The sequence below is a fragment of the Avibacterium avium genome, from assembly GCF_900454535.1.
GTDB classification, from domain to species: domain Bacteria; phylum Pseudomonadota; class Gammaproteobacteria; order Enterobacterales; family Pasteurellaceae; genus Avibacterium; species Avibacterium avium.
In genome coordinates this window covers 1,142,713-1,164,022 of sequence record NZ_UGSP01000001.1, presented here as the reverse complement: position 1 = coordinate 1,164,022, position 21,310 = coordinate 1,142,713, and the positions used below count along the sequence as shown (strand labels likewise).

The window sequence follows — 21,310 nt, the reverse complement described above, 5'->3', positions numbered from 1 at the left end:
AAGTGCGGTGCTTTTTCGCTTAATTTTTTTATTTAGGTTTAGGAGAGTTTTTCTAACTTTGCTAACGCGGCAATGAGCCATTTGATGCCCTCGCCTTGGAAAGCAATTTGTAGGCGAGTGTTGTTGCCTTCGCCTTCCACATTAATAATTGTGCCATTTCCAAATTTGCCGTGTTTAACTTTTTGTCCCATTCGCCATTCGCTAGCGTTGCCCGATTTATGCGTATTGAGCGACCCCACAGCTGCGCGGTTATAAGCGCGGGTAACAGTGCCGCGTAAACGCACCTCTTGAATGCAATCTTTCGGCAATTCTTCAATAAAACGCGAAGGGATATGACGCTCTTCTTTGCCATATAAACGGCGGCTTTCTGCATAGCTAATGGTGAGTTTTTGTTTGGCTCGGGTGATCCCAACATAAGCCAGACGGCGTTCTTCTTCTAAGCGTCCCGGCTCTTCAAAGGAACGGAAACTCGGGAATAATCCCTCTTCCACGCCCACCATAAAAACACGGGCAAACTCTAGCCCTTTGGCAGAATGCAAGGTCATCATCTGCACGCTAGATTGATGTGGTGATGCCTGCTCTTCCCCTGCTTCTAAAGACGCGTGGGTAAGAAATGCCATTAAGTCTGTCATTTCTTCGGCGTCTTCAGGCTTGATAAATTCTCGGGTAGCGCTAACTAATTCTTCCAAGTTTTCGATCCGCACTTCGCCTTTCTCGCCTTTTTCTTGCTTATACATTCCATATAAACCTGAATGTTTGATGACAAAATCCGTCTGCGCGAACAAAGGCATTTCCGCCGTTTCTTGCTGTAAGGAATTAATTAATTCGGTAAAACGCAATAAGGCGGTGGCGGCACGTCCTGCCAGCATATTTTCCTGAATGGCAACTTGAATGGCTTGCCATAAGGTGATTTGTCGCTCACGCGTTAATTGGCGCAGAACATCTAAGGTGCGATCACCAATACCACGCGCAGGTGTGTTAATAACACGTTCAAAGGCGGCATCATCAAAACGATTGGCAATTAAACGCAAATAGGCTAAGGCATCTTTAATTTCTTGCCGTTCAAAGAAGCGTAATCCCCCATAAATGCGATAAGGAATTTGCGCGCGAATCAAGGCTTCTTCTATCACGCGCGATTGGCTATTGCTACGGTATAAAATGGCACAATCATCTAGTTTTCCACCATCATCAAGCCAGATTTTGATTTGGTTTGCCACAAACTGCGCTTCGTCAATTTCATTAAATGCGGCATAAATTCCCACAAGATCGCCCTGCTCACCATCTGTCCATAAATCTTTGCCAAGACGGTTGCTGTTATTGGCGATCAAATGGTTTGCACTGTTGAGAATATTGGCCGTAGAGCGATAATTTTGCTCAAGGCGAATGGTTTGTGCATTGTGAAAATCTTCTAAGAAACGGTGAATGTTTTCTACTTGCGCGCCACGCCAGCCGTAAATAGACTGATCGTCATCACCCACGATCATTATTTTGCCTGTTTCCCCCACCAATAATTTGATCCAAGCATATTGAATTTTGTTGGTGTCCTGAAACTCATCGACTAAAATTTGCGAAAAACGCTGCTGATAACGTTGCAAAATCAACGGTTTTTTCAACCATAATTCATAGGAACGAAGCAATAATTCGGAAAAATCCAACAAGCCTGCGCGATCGCAAGCATCTTGATAAATTTGATAAATTTTAATCCAAGTGCGTTCTTGCATATCCCCTTGATCATCGATTTGATGTGGACGCAAACCTTCTTCTTTTTGGTGGTTGATATACCAGCAGGCTTGCTTTGGTGGATAGGCTTTTTCATCAATATTGTGCAGTTTAACCAAACGTTTAACTAAGCGTTGTTGATCATCACTGTCTAAAATTTGAAAATCCTGTGGTAGCCCTGCATCGGCATAATGGGCGCGTAGCAAGCGGTGAGCAATGCTGTGAAATGTGCCGATCCACATTCCCATTACACGTTGTGATGAATATTTCGCCAGAGTTTCTTCAATTCGATGGCGCATTTCTGCTGCGGCTTTATTGGTAAAAGTTACCGCCATTATGCTTCCTTCAGAAATTTGCTCCACAGCAATCAGCCAAGCAATGCGAAAAGTCAGCACTCGCGTTTTACCGCTACCTGCACCTGCTAACACTAAATAATTGCCTAAGGGCGCAGCCACCGCTTCACGTTGTTTATCGTTTAAACCATCAAGTAATTCAGAAATATCCATTACATCACCACTGTTTTTTTATACAGGTTAAATTATAGGGAGATTTTGTTAAAAGGCAAGAAGTGCGGTGAAATTTTTATGATTTTTTCACCGCACTTTAATTAAGGCAGTAAATAGAGATAAACGGTGATCTCTTCCCTATCGTGATACAAATGTTTTGCTTTGAGTTTGTATTTAAGTCCTTGTTTATCGAAGGCTTGCTCGATCGTTGCTAAACATTCTTTGACTTCCGCATAACGCTTTTTCATTGGCAATTTTAAGTTGAAAATACTGGCGTGACACCAGCCATTGATCAACCATTTTGTGATGAGTTGTGCAATACGGCTAGGCTGTTCCACCATATCACACACTAGCCAATCAATGCGGCGGCGTTTCGGGGGTTGAAATTTGAAGCCGTCTTCCGCGCAATGTTCGATCCGCCCTGTTTCGTGCAGGCTGGCTGCCATTTTTCCGTGATCCACGGCATAAACAAATAAACCACGCTTAACCAGTTGATATGTCCAACCCCCAGGGCAAGCACCAAGATCGACCGCATATTGGTTTTCGTTCAGATATTGGCTTTCTTTTTGTTTCGGAATAAAGGTTAAGATGGCTTCTTCTAATTTCAGGGTAGAACGGCTTGGCGCGTCTGCGGGGAATTTAAGCCGTTGAATGCCCATAAAATAAGGGGAATGATTGTGGTTATAGGAATAGCCAACATAGCACGCGGTGGATTGCAAGAAAAAAACGTGTAAAGTTACCGCACTTTTGTGGCTATCTTTACCCTGTAAAAAGCCGTCTTTTTTCAACGCGTTACGCAGCGGCACAGTAAATTTGCGGCAAAATCCCGAAAGCTCTTTTGCTTCGTTAGTATCGGCAGTTTCCACAAATAATTCAGTGCTATTTTTGAGCTTTTTCGCCAATTCACTTTGGCGATATTGCGATAAAATAGGGCTGATGCGATCTTCAGGGGAAAGATCTTGCAATAAATCTGACACCACGATCATTTGGCGAGCAAAAATCAGTTGGTCGAAAGGCAATTCTTGCGCAAGACGATCGGCCTCGCCTGCTTGATAACATTCAAAAATTACATAGCCTGAATTCGGCTCAACACGTGCAAAACCAAACACACCGCGCTCACTGGCTTTATCGGTGATTTCCGCGGCTAATTCTTTTTCAAAACCAATACGGCAATATAAGGCAAGTTTATTCATTATTATTTCTTATTTCTTTAATTATCCATTGGCGGAATGCCAAAATTTGTTCATCATTGGCTTTATCTAATTGATTTACCACATAAAAAGATTTTGGATCTTTTAGCTGGGTTGGGAGTACCACTTGTAAATTTCCTTTATCAATTTCCTGTTGAGCCAGCAATCGATTAGCAAGCACAATACCTTGTCCGTGTACAGCCGCTTGTAATGCCATAAAAGTATGGCTAAAAATTGGCCCGTGCTGAATCTCTAACCCTTTGAGGTGCAAATAATTCGCCATATTCTGCCAGTTATCACGGGTATGAATATGAATCAGCGTATGTTTTTTAAGATCTTCTGCAGAATGTACAGGTTGTTTAGCCAAAAGTTTTGGTGAAGCCAGTAAAAGCAAATTCTCTTCGGCTAACTTTTCCACTTGCAGATTTTCCCACGCACCACGTCCATAGTAAATAGCAATATCAATTTCTCGATTTAATAAGCCTTCATCTTGATCTACACCCGTTAAACGCACTTCAATATCAGGGTAAAGATCATTAAATCCGCTTAAACGTGGCACAAGCCATTGAATACCAAAGGTTTGTGGTACACTAATCGCAAGACGTTTTTCATTTTTTTGACTCATTAACTTTTGTGTTACTTCAGATAAATGAGACAAAATTTCGCTAATTTCTTTGAAATAAACTTGTCCCAATTCGGTTAAAACTAACGCTCTGTGTTTGCGTTTAAATAAAGTAATGCCTAAAAAATCTTCTAATAATTTAATTTGATGGCTCACCGCTGCTTGGGTAACAAAGAGTTCATCGGCAGCTTTGGTAAAACTTAAATGACGTGCCGCACATTCAAAGGCTTTCAATGAATTTAAGGGAGGCAAACGTTTATTCATAATTTATTCTCAAAGATAAAATCGTCAGTAACAATAATGCCCTAACTTTCCTATTAGTTTTTTTAATGCTAAGGATAAAAAAATATCCTTTGTCCAGTAAAGTGCATCTCTCTACAATGCTACACATACTTAATGATTGGTAATTCCTTATTGGTTAAGAGTTTCGACTTAAGTATGATGTTGTGTTTGCATAGTTCGGGAAACCGAACGGAGTAACTTAGTTACTCATTTCACTTCCTGTATATTTATTAAACCATTTTGGTTAAGCACCGCTCAATTGGGCGGTGTTTTTTTATGTCTAGGGTCTGTTGATCATTTATTTACATAAGATCTTAGCATAATTTACGATTTGCCCGAAATAGATTTACTCAAATCCGCTATTCCAACATTTCTCAAAAAAATTCACACAAAAATTACCGCACTTTTCTCATTGCAAGTTTTTAAGAATGGTGTAAATTAATCCCATTCAGTTGTAACAATATCATAATTAAGGAAACAAAATGGCAATCAAAGATCTTGACTGGCAAAATCTTGGTTTTGGTTATATCAAAACCGATTATCGCTACATCGCATATTGGAAAGATGGAAAATGGTCAAAAGGTGAACTCACCCAAGACAACGTTTTACATATTAGCGAAGGCTCTACCGCATTGCATTATGGTCAGCAATGCTTCGAAGGCTTAAAAGCCTATCGTTGTAAAGACGGCTCAATTAATTTATTCCGTCCAGATCAAAATGCGGAACGCTTGCAAAAAAGCTGCCAACGTTTATTAATGCCAGAAATTCCAACGGAAATGTTTATTGATGCTTGTAAACAAGTGGTGAAAGCAAACCAAGAATGGCTTGCTCCTTATGGCACTGGTGCAACACTTTACTTACGCCCATTTATGATCGGTGTGGGTGATAACGTGGGCGTAACCCCTGCAACAGAATATATTTTCTCAATTTTCTGTTGTCCTGTTGGTGCCTACTTTAAAGGTGGTCTAAAACCAACTAACTTTATTGTGTCGGAATATGACCGAGCTGCGCCACACGGTACTGGTGCGGCTAAAGTCGGTGGAAACTACGCGGCTAGCCTTTATCCAGGAAAACTAGCTAAACAGCGTAATTTCAGTGATTGTATTTACCTTGATCCAGCCACTCACACCAAAATTGAAGAAGTGGGGGCGGCAAACTTTTTTGGTATCACAAAAGATAACAAATTTGTTACCCCACTTTCACCGTCAATTCTGCCAAGTATTACAAAATATTCCCTACTTTATTTGGCCAAAGAACGTCTTGGTTTAGAAGCTATTGAAGGCGATGTTTACATTAACCAACTGGATCAATTCAAAGAAGCGGGCGCTTGTGGTACTGCCGCTGTGATCACCCCAATTGGGGGTATCCAGTATGGTGATGATTTCCACGTTTTCTATTCTGAAACAGAAGTAGGCGAAATCACGCGCAAACTTTATGAGGAATTGACAGGAATCCAATTTGGTGATGTTGAAGCACCTGCAGGTTGGATTGTGAAAGTCGAATAATCTTAATCAGGCTACTTCAATGAAGTAGCCTTTTCTCTTACTCAAAAAACCTAACGATGATGATTTTATATTTAATTTATCTCCACGCTTTTTCAGCCTTTGTAAGCTTAGGGCTATTTGTATTACGCGCGCTAATGCAATTTGCACAAAAAGACTGGCGCGCAATAAAATTGCTGAAAATTCTACCGCACTTATCTGATACCTTATTATTAGTCAGTGGTATCATAATTTTAGTTAATTTTGAAATTGGCTTCCCTTGGTGGATTGGCGCTAAAATTGCTTTATTAATTAGCTACATTATTTTCGCCACTCGCTTTTTCAAAGCAAAACAAGCTAGCCTAATGCCATTTTTATTCGCATTAATTTCATTTGCTGGTGCAATGTTATTGGGCTATTCTCATTAATAAAAATTTGCCATAAAAAAACCTTTCCCATTTGGGAAAGGTTTTTATTTTTTCTTAACTAAAAAAGCATTATGGATAAACCGGCAAGCGCTTACAAATATCTAGCACTTTCGCTTTTGTTGCTGCGATAACTTCTGCTTCGTTTTCTTTACCCACGGCATCAAGCACATCGCACATCCAACCTGCTAACTCTTTCACTTCCGCTTCTTTAAAACCACGGCGAGTTACTGAAGGTGTACCTACACGAATCCCTGAAGTGATAAACGGTTTTTGTGGATCATTTGGTACGGCATTTTTGTTTACCGTAATGTTCGCTTTGCCTAATGCGGCATCGGCTGCTTTCCCTGTTAAACCGTGGCTGACTAAATCCACAAGGAATAAATGGTTTTCTGTGCCGTTAGACACCACGTTATAACCACGCTGTTTAAACACTTCCACCATCGCTTTTGCGTTTTTCACCACTTGTTGTTGATAAGCTTTAAATGCTGGCTCGAGAGCTTCTTTAAAACATACCGCTTTAGCTGCAATAACGTGAACCAATGGACCACCTTGGCCAGCAGGGAATACCGCACTATTTAATTTTTTATAAAGATCTTCATCGCCACCTTTCGCTAAAATCAAGCCACCACGCGGGCCGCCCAAGGTTTTATGCGTTGTGGTTGTTACAACGTGCGCGTGCGGTAATGGGTTCGGATAAACACCTGCAGCGATTAAGCCTGCAACGTGCGCCATATCCACGAATAAATAAGCGCCCACTTCATCAGCGATTTCACGCATTTTTGCCCAATCAACCACTTGAGAATAAGCTGAGAAACCACCCACGATCATTTTTGGTTTCACGCGCAAGGCTTGTTCACGCAAGGCATCGTAATCGATTACGCCCTCATCGGTAATGCCATATTGCTCAGCGTGATAAATTTTACCTGAGAAGCTCACTGACGCACCGTGCGTTAAATGCCCGCCATGTGCCAAGCTCATTCCTAAAATGGTATCACCCGGATTTAACAATGCCATATACACTGCCGCATTTGCTTGTGAACCAGAATGCGGTTGCACATTGGCATAATCTGCGCCAAATAATTCTTTCGCACGGTCAATGGCAAGTTGTTCAACAATGTCTGCATATTCACAACCGCCGTAATAGCGTTTGCCCGGGTAACCTTCCGCATATTTGTTGGTAAATTGAGAACCTTGCGCTTCCATTACGCGTGGGCTGGCATAGTTTTCTGATGCGATTAATTCAATATGTTCTTCTTGACGGCGATTTTCATCTTGAATCGCTTGCCATAATACGGGATCGTAATCAGCGATGTTCATACTTCTTTTTAACATTGTGTTTGTCCTCTTTGTTTCAAAATATGGGGGATAGTTTACCCTGTTCTGTTACACTTTTTAATGAAAATTTAATTGTTAATTTCTCATCATCTTGATGAATTTTTTTCATCTATGACGATGACTTCTCGCGCGCAATAGCTCTCCAGCCAATATCACGGCGGAAGAAACGTCCTTGCCATTGAATTTGTTCAGCGAGTTTTAAGGCTTTCTGCTGAGCATCAAGCACGGAATCACCTAATGCGGTGGCACAAAGAACACGGCCACCGTTGGTCACTAATTTGTCGTTTTCTTCACTCACGCCAGCAAGGAAAACTTTCTCATCTGCCTGCTCAGTAGTTGGTAAGCCTTGGATTTCATCACCTTTGCGATAATCCGCTGGATAGCCTTCTGCCGCAAGCACGATGCCTAGCGCGGCTTGTTTTTTCCATCGCGATTTAACTTGATCCAACTTCCCTTCGCTGGCTTTTAAGCAAAGTTCCACCAAATCAGAATCCATTCGCATCATAATAGGCTGCGTTTCAGGATCACCAAAACGGCAGTTAAATTCAATCACTTTTGGCTGACCATTTTTATCGATCATCAGGCCAGCATATAAAAAACCTTTATATACATTGCCTTCGGCCGCCATTCCTTGCACGGTTGGATAAATAATTTGCTCCATCACACGCTGATGAATTTCAGGGGTAACCACAGGGGCTGGCGAATAAGCGCCCATTCCGCCCGTATTTAAGCCTTTGTCGCCCTCACCCACACGCTTGTGATCTTGGCTGGTTGCCATTGGCTCAACATTTTTGCCGTCCACCATCACGATAAAACTGGCTTCTTCGCCATCTAAAAATTCTTCAATTACCACGCGTGAGCCTGCATCACCAAAGGCGTTGCCTGAAAGCATATCTTTAATGGCTTCTTCTGCTTCCGCTAACGTCATTGCTACAATCACGCCTTTCCCCGCCGCTAAGCCGTCTGCTTTAATCACAATTGGTGCGCCTTTTTGGCGAACATAAGCAAGGGCTTGTTCCACGTCTGTGAAGTTTTGATATTCTGCCGTTGGAATTTGATGACGCGCTAAGAAATCTTTGGTAAATGCTTTTGAGCCTTCCAGCTGTGCGGCAGCTTGGCTTGGGCCAAAAATGGTTAAACCCGCTTGTTCAAAAGCATCGACAACGCCAGCTACCAACGGGGCTTCTGGCCCAACAATGGTTAAGCCCACTTGATTTTCTTGGGCAAATTTCACTAATGCAGGAATATCTGTCGCAGAAATTGCCACATTTTCCACCGCACTTTTGCCGAAGCCCTTTTCTCTCGCCGTGCCTGCATTGCCTGGGGCAACAAACACTTTACTGGCTAAAGGGGATTGCGCTGCTTTCCACGCAAGGGCGTGTTCACGCCCACCATTTCCGATAATTAAAATATTCATTTTTTCTACCCCACTTTTAATTAATGACGGAAATGACGCATTCCCGTTAGCACCATTACCATATTATGTTCATCAGCGGCATCGATCACTTCTTGATCTCGCATTGAACCGCCTGGGTGGATCACACATTCAATGCCGACTTTGGCTGCGGCATCAATGCCATCACGGAATGGGAAGAACGCATCGGACGCCATTACGCAACCTTTCACCTCCAAGCCTTCATCTTGTGCTTTAATGCCCGCAATTTTGGCTGAATAAACACGGCTCATTTGTCCTGCGCCAATGCCGATGGTTTGATTATCTTTGGCATACACAATGGCATTCGATTTCACAAATTTCGCCACTTTCCAGCAAAATAGTAAATCTTGCAGTTCTTTTTCTGTTGGCTTACGTTTGCTCACCACTTGTAAATCAGCAAGATCCACCATTCCTAAATCGCTATCTTGCACTAATAATCCGCCATTAACTCGTTTAAAATCTAAGCGTTGCTGTGGCTCGCTATGCCATTCGCCACATTCTAAAACACGCACATTTTTCTTCGCTTTCAATACGGCTTTCGCCCCTTCTTGCACCACTGGGGCAATAATCACTTCAACAAATTGACGATCAACAATAGCCTGTGCGGTAGCTTCGTCTAAAGGGCGGTTAAAGGCAATAATGCCGCCGAAAGCAGAAGTTGGATCAGTTTGATAGGCACGGTTGTAGGCATCTAAAATATCTTCGCCTAAGGCAACACCACAAGGGTTCGCGTGTTTCACGATCACACAAGCAGGTTCATTAAAACTTTTCACGCATTCCAGTGCGGCGTCCGTATCAGTAATATTGTTATAAGAAAGGGCTTTGCCTTGTAGCTGTTTTGCGGTGGACACACTGGCTTCTTTTTGTTCTTTTTCCACATAAAATGCGGCATTTTGATGACCATTTTCCCCATAACGCATTGTTTGTTTGCGGATAAAATTCAAATTCAAGGTGCGTGGGAATTGGCCGCACAAGGCATTTTGCTCTTCTTCATCTGCAGCAAAATAAGGTTTCACCAATTTACCAAAATAGTTGGCGATCATCGCATCATATTGTGCGGTATGCTCAAAGGCTTTGATGGCTAAATCAAAACGTGTTTCCAAGGTTAAGCCATTTTGATTTTGATCCATTTCAGCCAAAATCGCAGAAAAATCCTGATTATTCACCACAATCGCCACATCTTTATGATTTTTCGCTGCAGATCGCACCATTGTTGGGCCGCCAATATCAATATTTTCTACAGCATCTTCAAGGGTACAATCTGGTTTTGCCACAGTTTGGGCGAAAGGATAAAGGTTCACTACCACCATATCAATGGGATCAATCTGGTGCTGCGCCATTATTTCATCATCAACCCCACGGCGTCCTAAAATACCGCCGTGAACTTTTGGGTGCAGGGTTTTCACTCGCCCGTCCATCATCTCAGGGAAGCCCGTGTAATCGGATACTTCGATAACGGGCAAACCTTTTTCCATTAATAATTTTGCCGTGCCGCCGGTGGAAAGCAGTTTCACTCCACGTTGCACTAAGCCTTGAGCAAATTCCACAATACCAGTTTTGTCTGAAACACTAAGTAAAGCCTGACGAATTGGGCGATTTGGTTGCATTGATATTTCCTTTAATTTAATGAAATGAAAAAACGCCCGCATTATAACGCAATCGTTTGCTTTTATGTAGCACGAAATCAAATTTCTTAACAAAAAACCAACAATTCAAGATTTCCATAGGCAAGGCGTACCAAAAGTGCGGTGCATTTTTGAATTATTTTTCTCAAAAGACAAAAAACCCGCTAATGCGGGTTAAAATCAACAACTCTAAAAAAGACAAATTAGTTTTATTAGCTTTTCTTGCAGACTTTGTTATCTAATGCGAAAGCACCTGCGCCTAAGAAAACAAAGTTTAAGAAAACTAAAGAATATAATGCAGCAAGCTCACCTTTATTGACGATTGGCAATAACACGTTATCCAAAGAAGCGTGAATTTGGAAATATGCCACCGCCATCATACCAGAAAGAATGAATGCCACTGGGCGGGTAAATAGCCCTAAAATCAATAATGCGCCACCAACGATTTCTAACACACCGCCAATGCCCATCATTGAAAAGAGTTCCACAGCACCGTTGCCACCTGTCATTGAAACTGGGTATTCAAAGAATTTTGACGTGCCGTGTAATAAAAACATATAGCCTGCAATAATGCGTAATAATCCGAGTGCATAAGGGCTAATTTTATTTAATGAATTCATAATGTTTCCTTTAAAAATAATCTTACTCCAGTAGGAGCGAAAGAGCGCGTATCATAACGGAATTGCATTACCTATACAATTCACAATAATGAAAATCACTTTTTCAAATTAGTTAATAATAAAAGAGAAAAGTGCGGTAAATTTTTTCATTCTTTTTGCTATGATTCTCCCTGCCCTGTTTGAATCCAATCTCCTGAGAAACAACCCGTTTTTTGAACTACATCACAGTTCTGATAATTTTTTGATTTATTCTTAAAAAAATTAGCTACAATCCTTAACGTCTTTTTAACAATTAAAAAACATTTGAAAATAAGTAGGTAAATAAAATGCGTTTTCAATTTCCTCCGCTACCCAGTGTAGAACCTGAACTTCGTAAAATTATCAGTGAGCATTATGATTGCTCTGAACAACCCGCAGTAAGTCAATTAGTCCAAACCTTAGATTTCACACCACAACAAGAATCTTCCATTGAACAAGTCGCCCGAGAATTAATCGGCAAAATCCGCAGTAAAAAACAGAAACATTATGGCGTTGATGCCTTGATGCACGAGTTTTCTTTAGGTTGTGATGAAGGCATTGCCTTGATGTGCTTGGCGGAAGCCTTGTTGCGTATTCCCGATGCGCAAACCCGTTATGATTTAATTAACGATAAACTTCAGCTAGGTAATTGGCAAGCCCATTTGAAAAAATCAGGCTCTCTGTTTACCAACGCCGCAAGCCTAGGCTTAATGCTCGGTAATAAAATCAGTGCTAGTTTAGATGAAGAAGCCCTTTCTTCTGCGTTGATGAAAAGTTTCTCTCGCCTTTCCGCACCAGTGATGAAAAAAGCCATTGAAAAAGCAATGGGGATTTTAGGTGAGCAATTTGTTACTGGCGAAACAATGGAAAAAGCTCTAAAAAATATTACGACAAGAGAAAAAATGGGCTACTGTTTCTCCTTTGATATGCTCGGCGAAGCCGCAATGACAATGGAAGATGCGGACAGATATTTACAGGATTATGTGGACGCCATTCACGCCGTGGGTAAACAATCCGCAGGGAGAGCCTTATATGATGCAAATGGCGTATCGGTGAAATTATCGGCTATCCACCCGCGTTATTCTCGTTCGCAACAAGATCGTTTAATGAGCGAAATTTATCCGCGTTTAAAACAGCTTTTTGTGCTAGCAAAACAATACAATATCGGTCTAAACATTGATGCAGAAGAAATGGCACGCCTTGAAATTTCTTTAGATCTGCTCGAAAAATTATTACAAGATCCTGATCTTGCCGACTTTAACGGCATCGGCTTTGTGGTGCAGGCCTATTCAAAACGCTGTCCTTATGTGTTGGATTACATTATTGCGTTAAATCGCCGTTATCAACGCAGAATGATGGTGCGCTTGGTGAAAGGGGCGTATTGGGATAGCGAAATTAAATGGGCGCAAACCGAGGGCGTGCAAGGCTTCCCCGTTTATACACGTAAAGTGCATACGGATATTTCTTATATTAGCTGTGCGAAGAAATTATTAGACGCGCAAGATGCCATTTATCCACAATTTGCGACGCATAATGTGCAAACCCTAGCCACCATTGTGGAACTGGGTAAAGGCAAAGAGTTTGAGTTTCAATGTCTGCACGGAATGGGGGAAACCCTTTACGATAACGTGGTTGGTGAACATCAATTTAATTGTCGCGTGCGGGTGTATGCACCTGTGGGAACCTATGAAACCCTACTCGCCTATCTTGTACGCCGATTGCTGGAAAACGGTGCAAATTCCTCTTTCGTGCATCAATTAGTGGATAACAATATTTCTGTCAATGAACTGATTGAAGCACCGTGGAAAAAATTTGCTCGCTTTAACGGTGTGCCAAATAAAGCGATTAAATTACCGGCGGATCTTTTCCCACATCGTTGTAATTCTCAAGGCTTTAATTTAAGTGATGAAATCCAATTGGCGGAATTGCAACAGCAATTAAATCAAGCAGAATATTCGGACGTGCAATCCCTTTGTGCTGTGCCAGTGAAAGCAGCACAACGTTATCAAGGTCGCAAACCGGCTGATACAGCACAGCATTTACCAACTTCCACTTTTATGTCGCCAGATGATGTGCCTGCGGTGTTTGATGTGCTGCAATCTCGTGTTTGGCAAGAAAAAATCGTGGAAGAACGTGCGACAATTTTAGAAAAAGCGGCGGATTTTTATCAAGAAAATACTGGCTTGTTGCTACGTCTTGCCATTGAAGAAGCAGGAAAAACCTTACCCAATGCCATTGGGGAACTGCGTGAAGCGGTGGATTTCTTGCGTTATTACGCGGAACAAATCCGCTTATTAGACAGCAAAAAAGCCCTCGCACCACCACTAGGCAACGTGCTGTGTATTTCTCCTTGGAATTTCCCTCTGGCAATTTTCACTGGGCAAATCGCTGCAGCCTTGGCAGCGGGCAATAATGTGATTGCAAAACCTGCCGAGCAAACTTCGCTCATTGCTTATTATGCCGTAAAATTATTACATCAAGCAGGCGTGCCACAAGAAGCCTTGCAACTCACCTTAGGGGCTGGGGATTTAGGTGCAGCGTTAGTGGCTCAACCCTTTAATGCAGTAATGTTTACTGGCTCAACGGAAGTAGCCCATTTAATCAATAAACAGCTTGTGAAACGAGAAGATCAACCCGTGCTCATTGCTGAAACCGGCGGTTTAAACACTATGGTGGTAGATTCTTCCGCCTTATTAGAGCAAGTGATTACCGATGTACTCAGTTCCGCCTTTGATTCCGCAGGCCAACGCTGTTCTGCCTTGCGTATTTTATTAGTGCAAGAAGACATTGCGGATCGCTTATACCAAATGATCACCGAAGCAATGAAAGAATTAGTAATTGGCAATCCAGAGCTACTCAATACTGATATTGGACCAGTGATCGATGAAGAAGCACAAGCTAATTTAATCAATTACCAAACACAAGTGCGGTCGTTTTCTCGCCGATATTTTGAATTGGATTCCCCAACTTCAGGGCATTTCGTCGCGCCAGCCATTTATGAAGTGGATTCGTTGGATCAAATTAATCGTGAAGTATTCGGGCCAATTCTACACTTTGTTCGCTATAAAAAAGCAGAATTGGGCGATTATCTGCAAAAAATTAATGCCAAAGGCTATGCCTTAACAGGGGGCTGCCATAGCCGCATCAGCAAAAATGTTGCCTTTGTGCAACAGCATTTAGAATGTGGCAATTTCTACATTAACCGTAATATTGTGGGAGCCGTGGTTGGCGTGCAACCGTTCGGCGGACACGGCTTATCAGGCACAGGGCCGAAAGCAGGCGGCGAGCTTTATGTTCAACGTTTAACCAAAACATCACAATATTATTCATCTATACTTGCAAAAAACAAAGTATTGCCTAGTATTACAGGGGAATTAAATAGCATTGATTATAAAACCACTTCTGTTTTATTACTCGGTCAAGACCACGCTCGTTTAACTGCGGCTTATCAGCGGTTACAACAAGCAGGATTTAATGTTGTTGTAGAAAAAGATAATCCGCTGTTGAGCTATCAATTACCACATCTACAAATCCTAAAAGAAGGACAGCATTTGCAAAAAGCGGTGTTTGTATCGCCTATCGATACCCAAACACGTCAGCGCTTTGCGCAGAATAATCCTGCGATTTTCTGTTTATATGATTGGACAGTCAATCAGGATTTGACCTTGCTATATAACGAATTTTCACGCAGTGAGAATATTTCTGCCGCAGGGGGCAACGCCACCCTAATGGCCATTGAAGAACAATAATTTTATAGGGATAAAGTATGCAGAATTATCAAATCTACACAGCTTTTGGACTGTATCTTGTTATCATTTTAGGGATTGGGATTTACGCCTATATTTCCACCAAAAATTTTAACGATTACATTTTAGGCGGCCGCAAAATGGGTAGCTTTGTTACCGCAATGTCGGCGGGCGCATCAGATATGTCTGGTTGGTTATTGCTTGGCTTGCCCGGTGCAATTTTCCTTACTGGCTTATCAGAAGCCTGGATTGCCGTGGGGCTAACGGTTGGGGCATATCTAAATTACCGCATTGTGGCAGGGCGTTTACGGGTTTTCACGGAACACTATGGCAATGCACTCACCTTGCCTGAATATTTTGCAATGCGATTTCCGAAACGAGCAAAATGGCTGAAAATTCTTTCTTCTTCAGTGATCTTGTTTTTCTTCACTATTTATTGTGCATCTGGTGTGGTAGCTGGGGCAAAATTGTTCCAAAGCTTATTAGGCATTGATTACACCACCGCCTTGATTTTTGGTGCGGTGGCAACCATTGCCTACACCTTTATTGGTGGCTATTTAGCGATTTCTTGGAGCGATACTATTCAAGCCTCATTGATGATTTTCGCTTTATTGCTCGCCCCTGTCATCGTGCTGCTCAACATTAGTTGGGAAGAAATCACCCTTGCCCTAGAAGCTAAATCACAACAAACGGGAATTCCTTATTCCAACTGGCTTTATAATGTATCAGGTATTGGCGTGATTTCGGCCCTTTCTTGGGGATTAGGCTATTTCGGACAACCGCATATCTTAGCCCGTTTTATGGCAGCCAGTTCAGTACAAGCTCTCGATAAAGCGCGCACAATCGGGATCACTTGGATGATCCTCTGCTTAGGTGGCGCTTGTGCAGTGGGCTATTTCGGCTTAGCTTATTTTGAAGTAAAAGGTATCGCCTTAGATTCTGCCGAATCGGTGTTCATTGAAATTTCCAAAGCCATTTTTAATCCTTGGATCGTGGGTATTGTGCTATCCGCCATTTTAGCGGCGATTATGAGTACCTTATCAGCACAATTCTTAATGTGTTCTGCTGCCATTACCGAAGATTTCTACCACGGTTTCTTACGCAAAAATGCCTCAAGCACGGAATTAGTTTGGGTTGGACGCGTAATGGTATTGCTCATCGCCATTGTAGCCATTGCCATCGCACAAGATCCGAATTCTAAAGTAATGGGCTTAGTATCCTACGCTTGGGCTGGCTTTGGCGCATCATTTGGGCCATTGGTGATCCTTTCCCTATTTAACCGCAACATCACCTCCAACGCCGCATTATGGGGAATGTTAGCCGGTGCGGTAACGGTTGTAGCGTGGAAACCGCTAATGACCGCGCTAAACTGGAAAGACATCGCCAACTTATACGAAATTATCCCAGGCTTCCTAGCTTGTTCTTTCGTTACCCTAACCTCATCAATTTTCTCACCTGTAGATAAACAAATCGCTGAGAAATTTGATTCTGCGGTGGAAACGTTTAATCAGCAATAATTGCTTTGTGAAACGAAAAAAGGCTAATCACTTGATTAGCCTTTGTTTTGTTCAAAATAAACTTAGAATGTTAAATAAGGAGCAATTTTTTCAATTGTTGCAGCACCGATGCCTGAAATGTTTGACAAATCTTCTACTGATTTAATTTTGCCTACTTTTTCGCGGTATTCAACAATGGCTTTTGCTTTTGCTTCACCAATACCTGAAAGGTTTTGTAAGGTTTTCGCATCTGCTTTGTTAATGTTGATTTTTTCACCTGCATAAGACTTCGCTTTTTCCGTTAATGATTTCGCTTTGTCTTTTGCGTTATCTGCGCTTGATTTTACTTTTTCTTTTGCATCTTTTGCTTTTTCTTTAGCCTCTTTCGCTTTTTCAGATGCTTTTTCTTTCACTTTATCGGTGAGCGATTTATCTTTTGACGCTTTATCTGTTAAAGATTCTTTGGCAGATTTTGCTTTATTTTCTACCGCACTTTTGGTATCAGCCGCTTTCTCTTTAGCTTTTGCTACTTTTTCACTTGCCGATGATTTTGCAGCATTCGCTTTTTCTTTCGCCGCATCTTTCACTGCATTTGCTTTTTTAGTAGCTTGTTCTTTGACTAAATCTTTTGCTTTTGATGCGCTATCTTGTTTCATTGATTGCGCAGTTGTTTTTACGGCGTCTTTTGCATTTGCCAATGGATTTTCTGCCAATGCAACGCCTGAAGTCGCAACGGCAAAACTTAGTGCTAATACAGATTTTAATAATTTCATCTTAACTCCTTAAGTAGAATGATTTTTTATAAAAATAGCCATACTTATAAATGAAACGTATAAGTAGCGGATAACAAATTGCTCTAATGATATTTTATAGATGCCTTTCTTAGTGTGTTAATTCGTGCAAAAGTTCATTTATTCTCGTTTGAAATCATAAAAATTCGCAAAAATTCTTCCGCACTTTAAGGCGATTTATCGAAAAAAATGATTGCAACGAAAGGTAATCTAGGGTATATCTTTATCCCGTCTGTAAAATTTTTGTTAATTTTTGGACTCACAACATCTTTAAGACGAACTTTGCGTTCGCAAGTTCGCCTTTAATAGAAACTAAATATGCAAAGGAGTAAAAATGAAGAAATTATTAAAACTCTCTCTTATCGCGGGTGTGGCAGCCACCTCTTTTTCTGTGCAAGCAGAAGATAAGTTTGTAACCATCGGGACTGGTGGTCAAACTGGGGTTTACTATGTGGTTGGTCAATCAATCTGTCAATTAGTGAACCGCGATACTGCAAAAACTCATATTAAATGTAACGCGCCTTCAACAGGTGGTTCTGTGGCAAACTTAAATGCGATTGCCGCAGATCAAATGGAAATGGGTATTGCACAATCAGACTGGCAATATCACGCTTACCACGGTACAAGCTCCTTTGCGGGTAAGAAAAATGATAAATTGCGTGCAGTGTTTTCAATTCACCCTGAGCCGTTCACTTTAATGGCGCGTGATGATTCAAATATCAATTCTTTTGATGATTTGAAAGGTAAACGTGTGAATGTGGGCGATCCGGGTTCTGGTACGCGTGCAACAATGAATGTGATCTTGGCTGCGAAAGGCTGGACAGACAAAGAATTTAAAGTGGCGTCTGAATTAAAACCTGCAGAAATGGCATCGGTAATGTGTGATAACAATCTTGATGCGATTACCTATAACGTAGGTCACCCAAATGGTGCGTTGAAAGAAGCGGCAGCGTCTTGTAATGCCCATCTTGTTCCTGTAACAGGTGAAGCCATTGATCGTTTAGTGGCAGCAAACCCTTACTATGCGAAAGCAACGATTCCGGGTGGACTATATCGTGGTACAGATAATCCAGTAGAAAGTTTCGGTGTGTATGCAACCCTAGTCACTTCTGCTGATGTGCCAGAAGATAAAGTTTATGCCGCAGTTAAAGCGGTGTTTGATAACTTTGATCGTTTCAAACGTTTACACCCTGCGTTCGCCAATCTTAAAGAAGAAGATATGATTAAAAACGCACTTTCTGCGCCATTACACGAAGGTGCGGTGCGTTACTATAAAGAACGCGGTTGGTTACAATAATCTCATCTTTATTATTTAGGCAGGCTTAGCCCTGCCTTTTTCCGTTTTCATTCATTTAAAAATTTTCGGGAGATTTTATGTCCGAATCCACAAAAAAAATGGATTACGATGATCTGCAAGATATGGTCGCCTCCAATGATTCAGGCGGACGAAATCCTACTGGTGCAAGCAGAAAGCTGATCGTAATTATCGCAATTTTATGGTCGGTTTTTCAACTTTATTACACCTCCCCTGTGCCATTTTGGCTACAAGAAGTCGTTCGCAATTGGGGGCTAGATATTAATGTGGTGATCGATGACACCAAGGCGCGCTCGATCCACCTTGCCTTTGCATTGTTCTTGGCCTATTTATCGTTCCCTGCTTTTGCGACCTCGCCAAAACATCGCATTCCGTTGTTAGATTGGTTTTTTGCCACCCTTGGAGCATTTTTAGGCGCTTATTACATTTTCTTTTATGAAGGTTTAGTCACACGTTTTGGCGCACCCAATACGCAAGATATTATTGCTGGCTGTCTAGGCGTGTTATTGCTGTTAGAAGCCTGTCGCCGTAGCCTTGGTTTGCCTTTGGTGATTATCGCCAGTGTATTTTTAGCTTATAACTACTTCGGGCAATTCCTGCCAACAGATTGGATCATCAGCCACCGTTCAGGCTCACTTTCACAAATGGTGAACCAACAATGGGTAACCACGGAAGGCGTATTTGGTGTGGCATTAGGGGTTTCTACCAAATATGTTTTCCTGTTTGTGTTATTTGGTGCATTGCTCGATAAAGCGGGCGCGGGTAACTATTTCATTAAAACCGCTTTTGCTTATCTTGGACATCTGCGTGGTGGGCCAGCGAAAGCGGCTGTGGTGTCATCTGGCTTAACGGGGCTAATTTCAGGCTCATCTATCGCTAACGTAGTAACCACTGGAACATTCACCATTCCAATGATGAAACGCGTGGGCTTTTCGGCAGAAAAAGCAGGCGCGGTAGAAGTAGCTTCATCGGTAAATGGACAAATTATGCCACCGGTAATGGGTGCTGCGGCTTTCTTGATGATCGAATATGTCAATATGCCATATAGCCAACTCATCACCTATGCGGCACTGCCTGCATTGATTTCTTATATTGCATTGGTTTATATCGTGCATTTAGAAGCATTAAAAATGAACTTGCACGGCTTGCCAAGAACCGATCCGCCAAATCCATTTTTAGTGACCTTGCTAAAATTGGTCAGCACTATTTTAGTGGTGATTGGCTTAGTGATTGGCGTGGAATTTGGTTTAGGCTGGTTGAAAACCGTTGCACCTGATCATAGTTTCTTAATCGTTGCGGTGTTATTGGCGCTGATTTATCTCGCCTTAATTCGCCGTGTGGCACAATTCCCTGATTTAGAAATTGATGATCCTAATTCCCCAGTGGTAAAACTGCCGTCCGCCAAACCAACAGTAAATGCAGGCTTACATTATTTAATTCCTGTTGTGGTGCTAATTTGGTGCTTAATGGTCGAAATGCTTTCACCAGGGCTATCTGCTTTCTGGGGAACGGTAACCTTGATGATCATTTTAGTCACTCAGCATCCGTTACTAAACTTCTTCCGTAACAAACCGATCACAAAAGATCTGTTTAAACAAGGCATTGATGCCCTTGTTGATGGTTTAGAAACGGGTGCACGTAATATGATCGGGATTGGTATCGCCACCGCAACCGCGGGAATTATTGTCGGCGTTGTTTCACTCACTGGTTTTGGTGTACAGCTCTCTGGCATTATTGAAATGCTCTCAATGGGTAACATTTTGCTTATGCTTATCCTTGTGGCAATATTCAGCTTAATTCTAGGAATGGGCTTGCCAACCACAGCTAACTATATCGTGGTGTCATCTTTAATGGCATTAGTGATTGTAGAAGTGGGTAAACAAAATGGCTTAATCGTACCGCTGATTGCCGTGCATTTATTCGTGTTCTATTTCGGGATTATGGCTGACGTAACGCCGCCTGTGGGTCTGGCCTCTTTCGCTGCTGCGGCAGTATCTGGTGGTAGCCCAATCAAAACAGGTTTAGTGGCATTCTTTTACAGCCTAAGAACAGCGATCTTGCCATTCTTGTTCATCTTTAATACGGATCTGTTATTAATTGATGTGGGCTGGGCAAAAGGCATACTGGTTGCGGTGGTATCCACCATTGCCATACTCGCCTTTACTTCCGCCACAATGAATTACTTCATCACGAAGAACAAAGTGTGGGAAACTGTTGCCCTTATTTTTGCAGCATTTATTATTTTCCGCCCTGGTTTCTTTATGGAATATATTTCGCCAACCTCTTATCACATTGAGCCAGTGAATTTGGCACAAGAGTTGGAAAAAGTGCCAGTTGATGAAAAAATTACCGTCAAAGTGGCCGGCACCAATCCTTATGGAAAACAAATTGAGTTCTATTCTGAACTCAGCGTACCAGAAGGAAAAACCGGTGAAGAGCGCCTAAATAAACTCGGCTTAACCTTGCTCAATACAGGCGAAAGCATTGAAATTGATGGCAAAGCGACACCAAAAGTCATTATTGATATGGTTGAAATTGATTCCCCTGCCACCAAAGCAGGCTTAAATTGGGATCAAACCCTACTCTATATTTCTTTACCAAAAGTGGCTACTGCCAAAGAATGGATGTTCATTCCGGGCTTGTTGATTATTCTCCTTGTTGGATTTAATCAACGCCGTAGAGCGAAAAAACAATAAAAAAA

The 21,310-nt window shown here is 41.9% G+C and carries 14 protein-coding genes; 6 read left to right on the top strand and 8 right to left on the bottom strand.

The features are described 5' to 3' along the window. Positions 1 to 38 precede the first annotated feature (38 nt). From uvrD to DYC50_RS05790, 3 genes are all read right to left on the bottom strand, one after another. Complete coding sequence (gene uvrD / locus DYC50_RS05800; protein ID WP_115249376.1) at positions 39 to 2,225, bottom strand: DNA helicase II; 2,187 nt, start codon at positions 2,223 to 2,225, stop codon at positions 39 to 41. 101 nt (positions 2,226 to 2,326) lie between these two features. Then, positions 2,327 to 3,418 carry a 23S rRNA (cytidine(2498)-2'-O)-methyltransferase RlmM gene (rlmM, locus tag DYC50_RS05795; RefSeq protein ID WP_115249375.1) on the bottom strand — a complete coding sequence of 364 codons (1,092 nt, stop codon included), beginning with the start codon at positions 3,416 to 3,418 and terminating at the stop codon, positions 2,327 to 2,329. Next, the gene (locus DYC50_RS05790; RefSeq protein ID WP_115249374.1) at positions 3,411 to 4,301 is read right to left on the bottom strand and encodes a transcriptional regulator GcvA; all 891 of its coding nucleotides are present in this window, start codon (positions 4,299 to 4,301) and stop codon (positions 3,411 to 3,413) included. Before DYC50_RS05790 ends, rlmM begins: the two co-directional genes overlap by 8 nt. A gap of 500 nt (positions 4,302 to 4,801) precedes the next feature. On the opposite strand from DYC50_RS05790, the gene DYC50_RS05785 reads away from it, so the two are divergent. After that, on the top strand, positions 4,802 to 5,824 hold the full coding sequence (locus DYC50_RS05785; protein WP_115249373.1) for a branched-chain amino acid aminotransferase: 1,023 nt from the start codon (positions 4,802 to 4,804) through the stop codon (positions 5,822 to 5,824). 59 nt (positions 5,825 to 5,883) lie between these two features. Continuing rightward, a complete protein-coding gene (locus DYC50_RS05780; RefSeq protein WP_115250169.1) occupies positions 5,884 to 6,228 on the top strand; it encodes a SirB2 family protein in 345 nt (114 codons plus the stop codon). Positions 6,229 to 6,297: 69 nt separating this feature from the next. On the opposite strand, the gene glyA is transcribed toward DYC50_RS05780, so the two are convergent. The 4 genes from glyA to DYC50_RS05760 form a co-directional block, all read right to left on the bottom strand. Next, on the bottom strand, positions 6,298 to 7,560 hold the full coding sequence (gene glyA / locus DYC50_RS05775) for a serine hydroxymethyltransferase (protein ID WP_115249372.1): 1,263 nt from the start codon (positions 7,558 to 7,560) through the stop codon (positions 6,298 to 6,300). 112 nt (positions 7,561 to 7,672) lie between these two features. Then, a complete protein-coding gene (purD, locus tag DYC50_RS05770; RefSeq protein ID WP_115249371.1) occupies positions 7,673 to 8,980 on the bottom strand; it encodes a phosphoribosylamine--glycine ligase in 1,308 nt (435 codons plus the stop codon). Between the two features lie 20 nt (positions 8,981 to 9,000). After that, the gene (purH, locus tag DYC50_RS05765) at positions 9,001 to 10,605 is read right to left on the bottom strand and encodes a bifunctional phosphoribosylaminoimidazolecarboxamide formyltransferase/IMP cyclohydrolase (protein ID WP_115249370.1); all 1,605 of its coding nucleotides are present in this window, start codon (positions 10,603 to 10,605) and stop codon (positions 9,001 to 9,003) included. Positions 10,606 to 10,835: 230 nt separating this feature from the next. Further along, complete coding sequence (locus DYC50_RS05760) at positions 10,836 to 11,243, bottom strand: DoxX family protein (protein WP_103854912.1); 408 nt, start codon at positions 11,241 to 11,243, stop codon at positions 10,836 to 10,838. A gap of 326 nt (positions 11,244 to 11,569) precedes the next feature. On the opposite strand from DYC50_RS05760, the gene putA reads away from it, so the two are divergent. Then, positions 11,570 to 15,010, top strand: coding sequence for a bifunctional proline dehydrogenase/L-glutamate gamma-semialdehyde dehydrogenase PutA (gene putA, locus DYC50_RS05755; RefSeq protein WP_115249369.1), 3,441 nt, complete (start codon positions 11,570 to 11,572; stop codon positions 15,008 to 15,010). A 17-nt stretch (positions 15,011 to 15,027) separates the two neighbouring features. Beyond that, a complete protein-coding gene (gene putP / locus DYC50_RS05750; protein ID WP_115249368.1) occupies positions 15,028 to 16,524 on the top strand; it encodes a sodium/proline symporter PutP in 1,497 nt (498 codons plus the stop codon). Positions 16,525 to 16,586: 62 nt separating this feature from the next. Here the strand turns inward: putP and DYC50_RS05745 are convergent, their stop codons facing one another. Further along, positions 16,587 to 17,276, bottom strand: coding sequence for a ComEA family DNA-binding protein (locus DYC50_RS05745; RefSeq protein ID WP_115249367.1), 690 nt, complete (start codon positions 17,274 to 17,276; stop codon positions 16,587 to 16,589). A gap of 352 nt (positions 17,277 to 17,628) precedes the next feature. Between DYC50_RS05745 and DYC50_RS05740 the strand changes: the two genes are divergently transcribed. Together DYC50_RS05740 and DYC50_RS05735 are read left to right on the top strand one after the other, a co-directional pair. After that, positions 17,629 to 18,591, top strand: a complete 963-nt coding sequence (locus DYC50_RS05740; RefSeq protein WP_115249366.1) for a TAXI family TRAP transporter solute-binding subunit — start codon at positions 17,629 to 17,631, stop codon at positions 18,589 to 18,591. A gap of 77 nt (positions 18,592 to 18,668) precedes the next feature. Further along, on the top strand, positions 18,669 to 21,305 hold the full coding sequence (locus tag DYC50_RS05735; protein WP_115249365.1) for a TRAP transporter permease: 2,637 nt from the start codon (positions 18,669 to 18,671) through the stop codon (positions 21,303 to 21,305). The last annotated feature ends 5 nt before the right edge of the window (positions 21,306 to 21,310 follow it).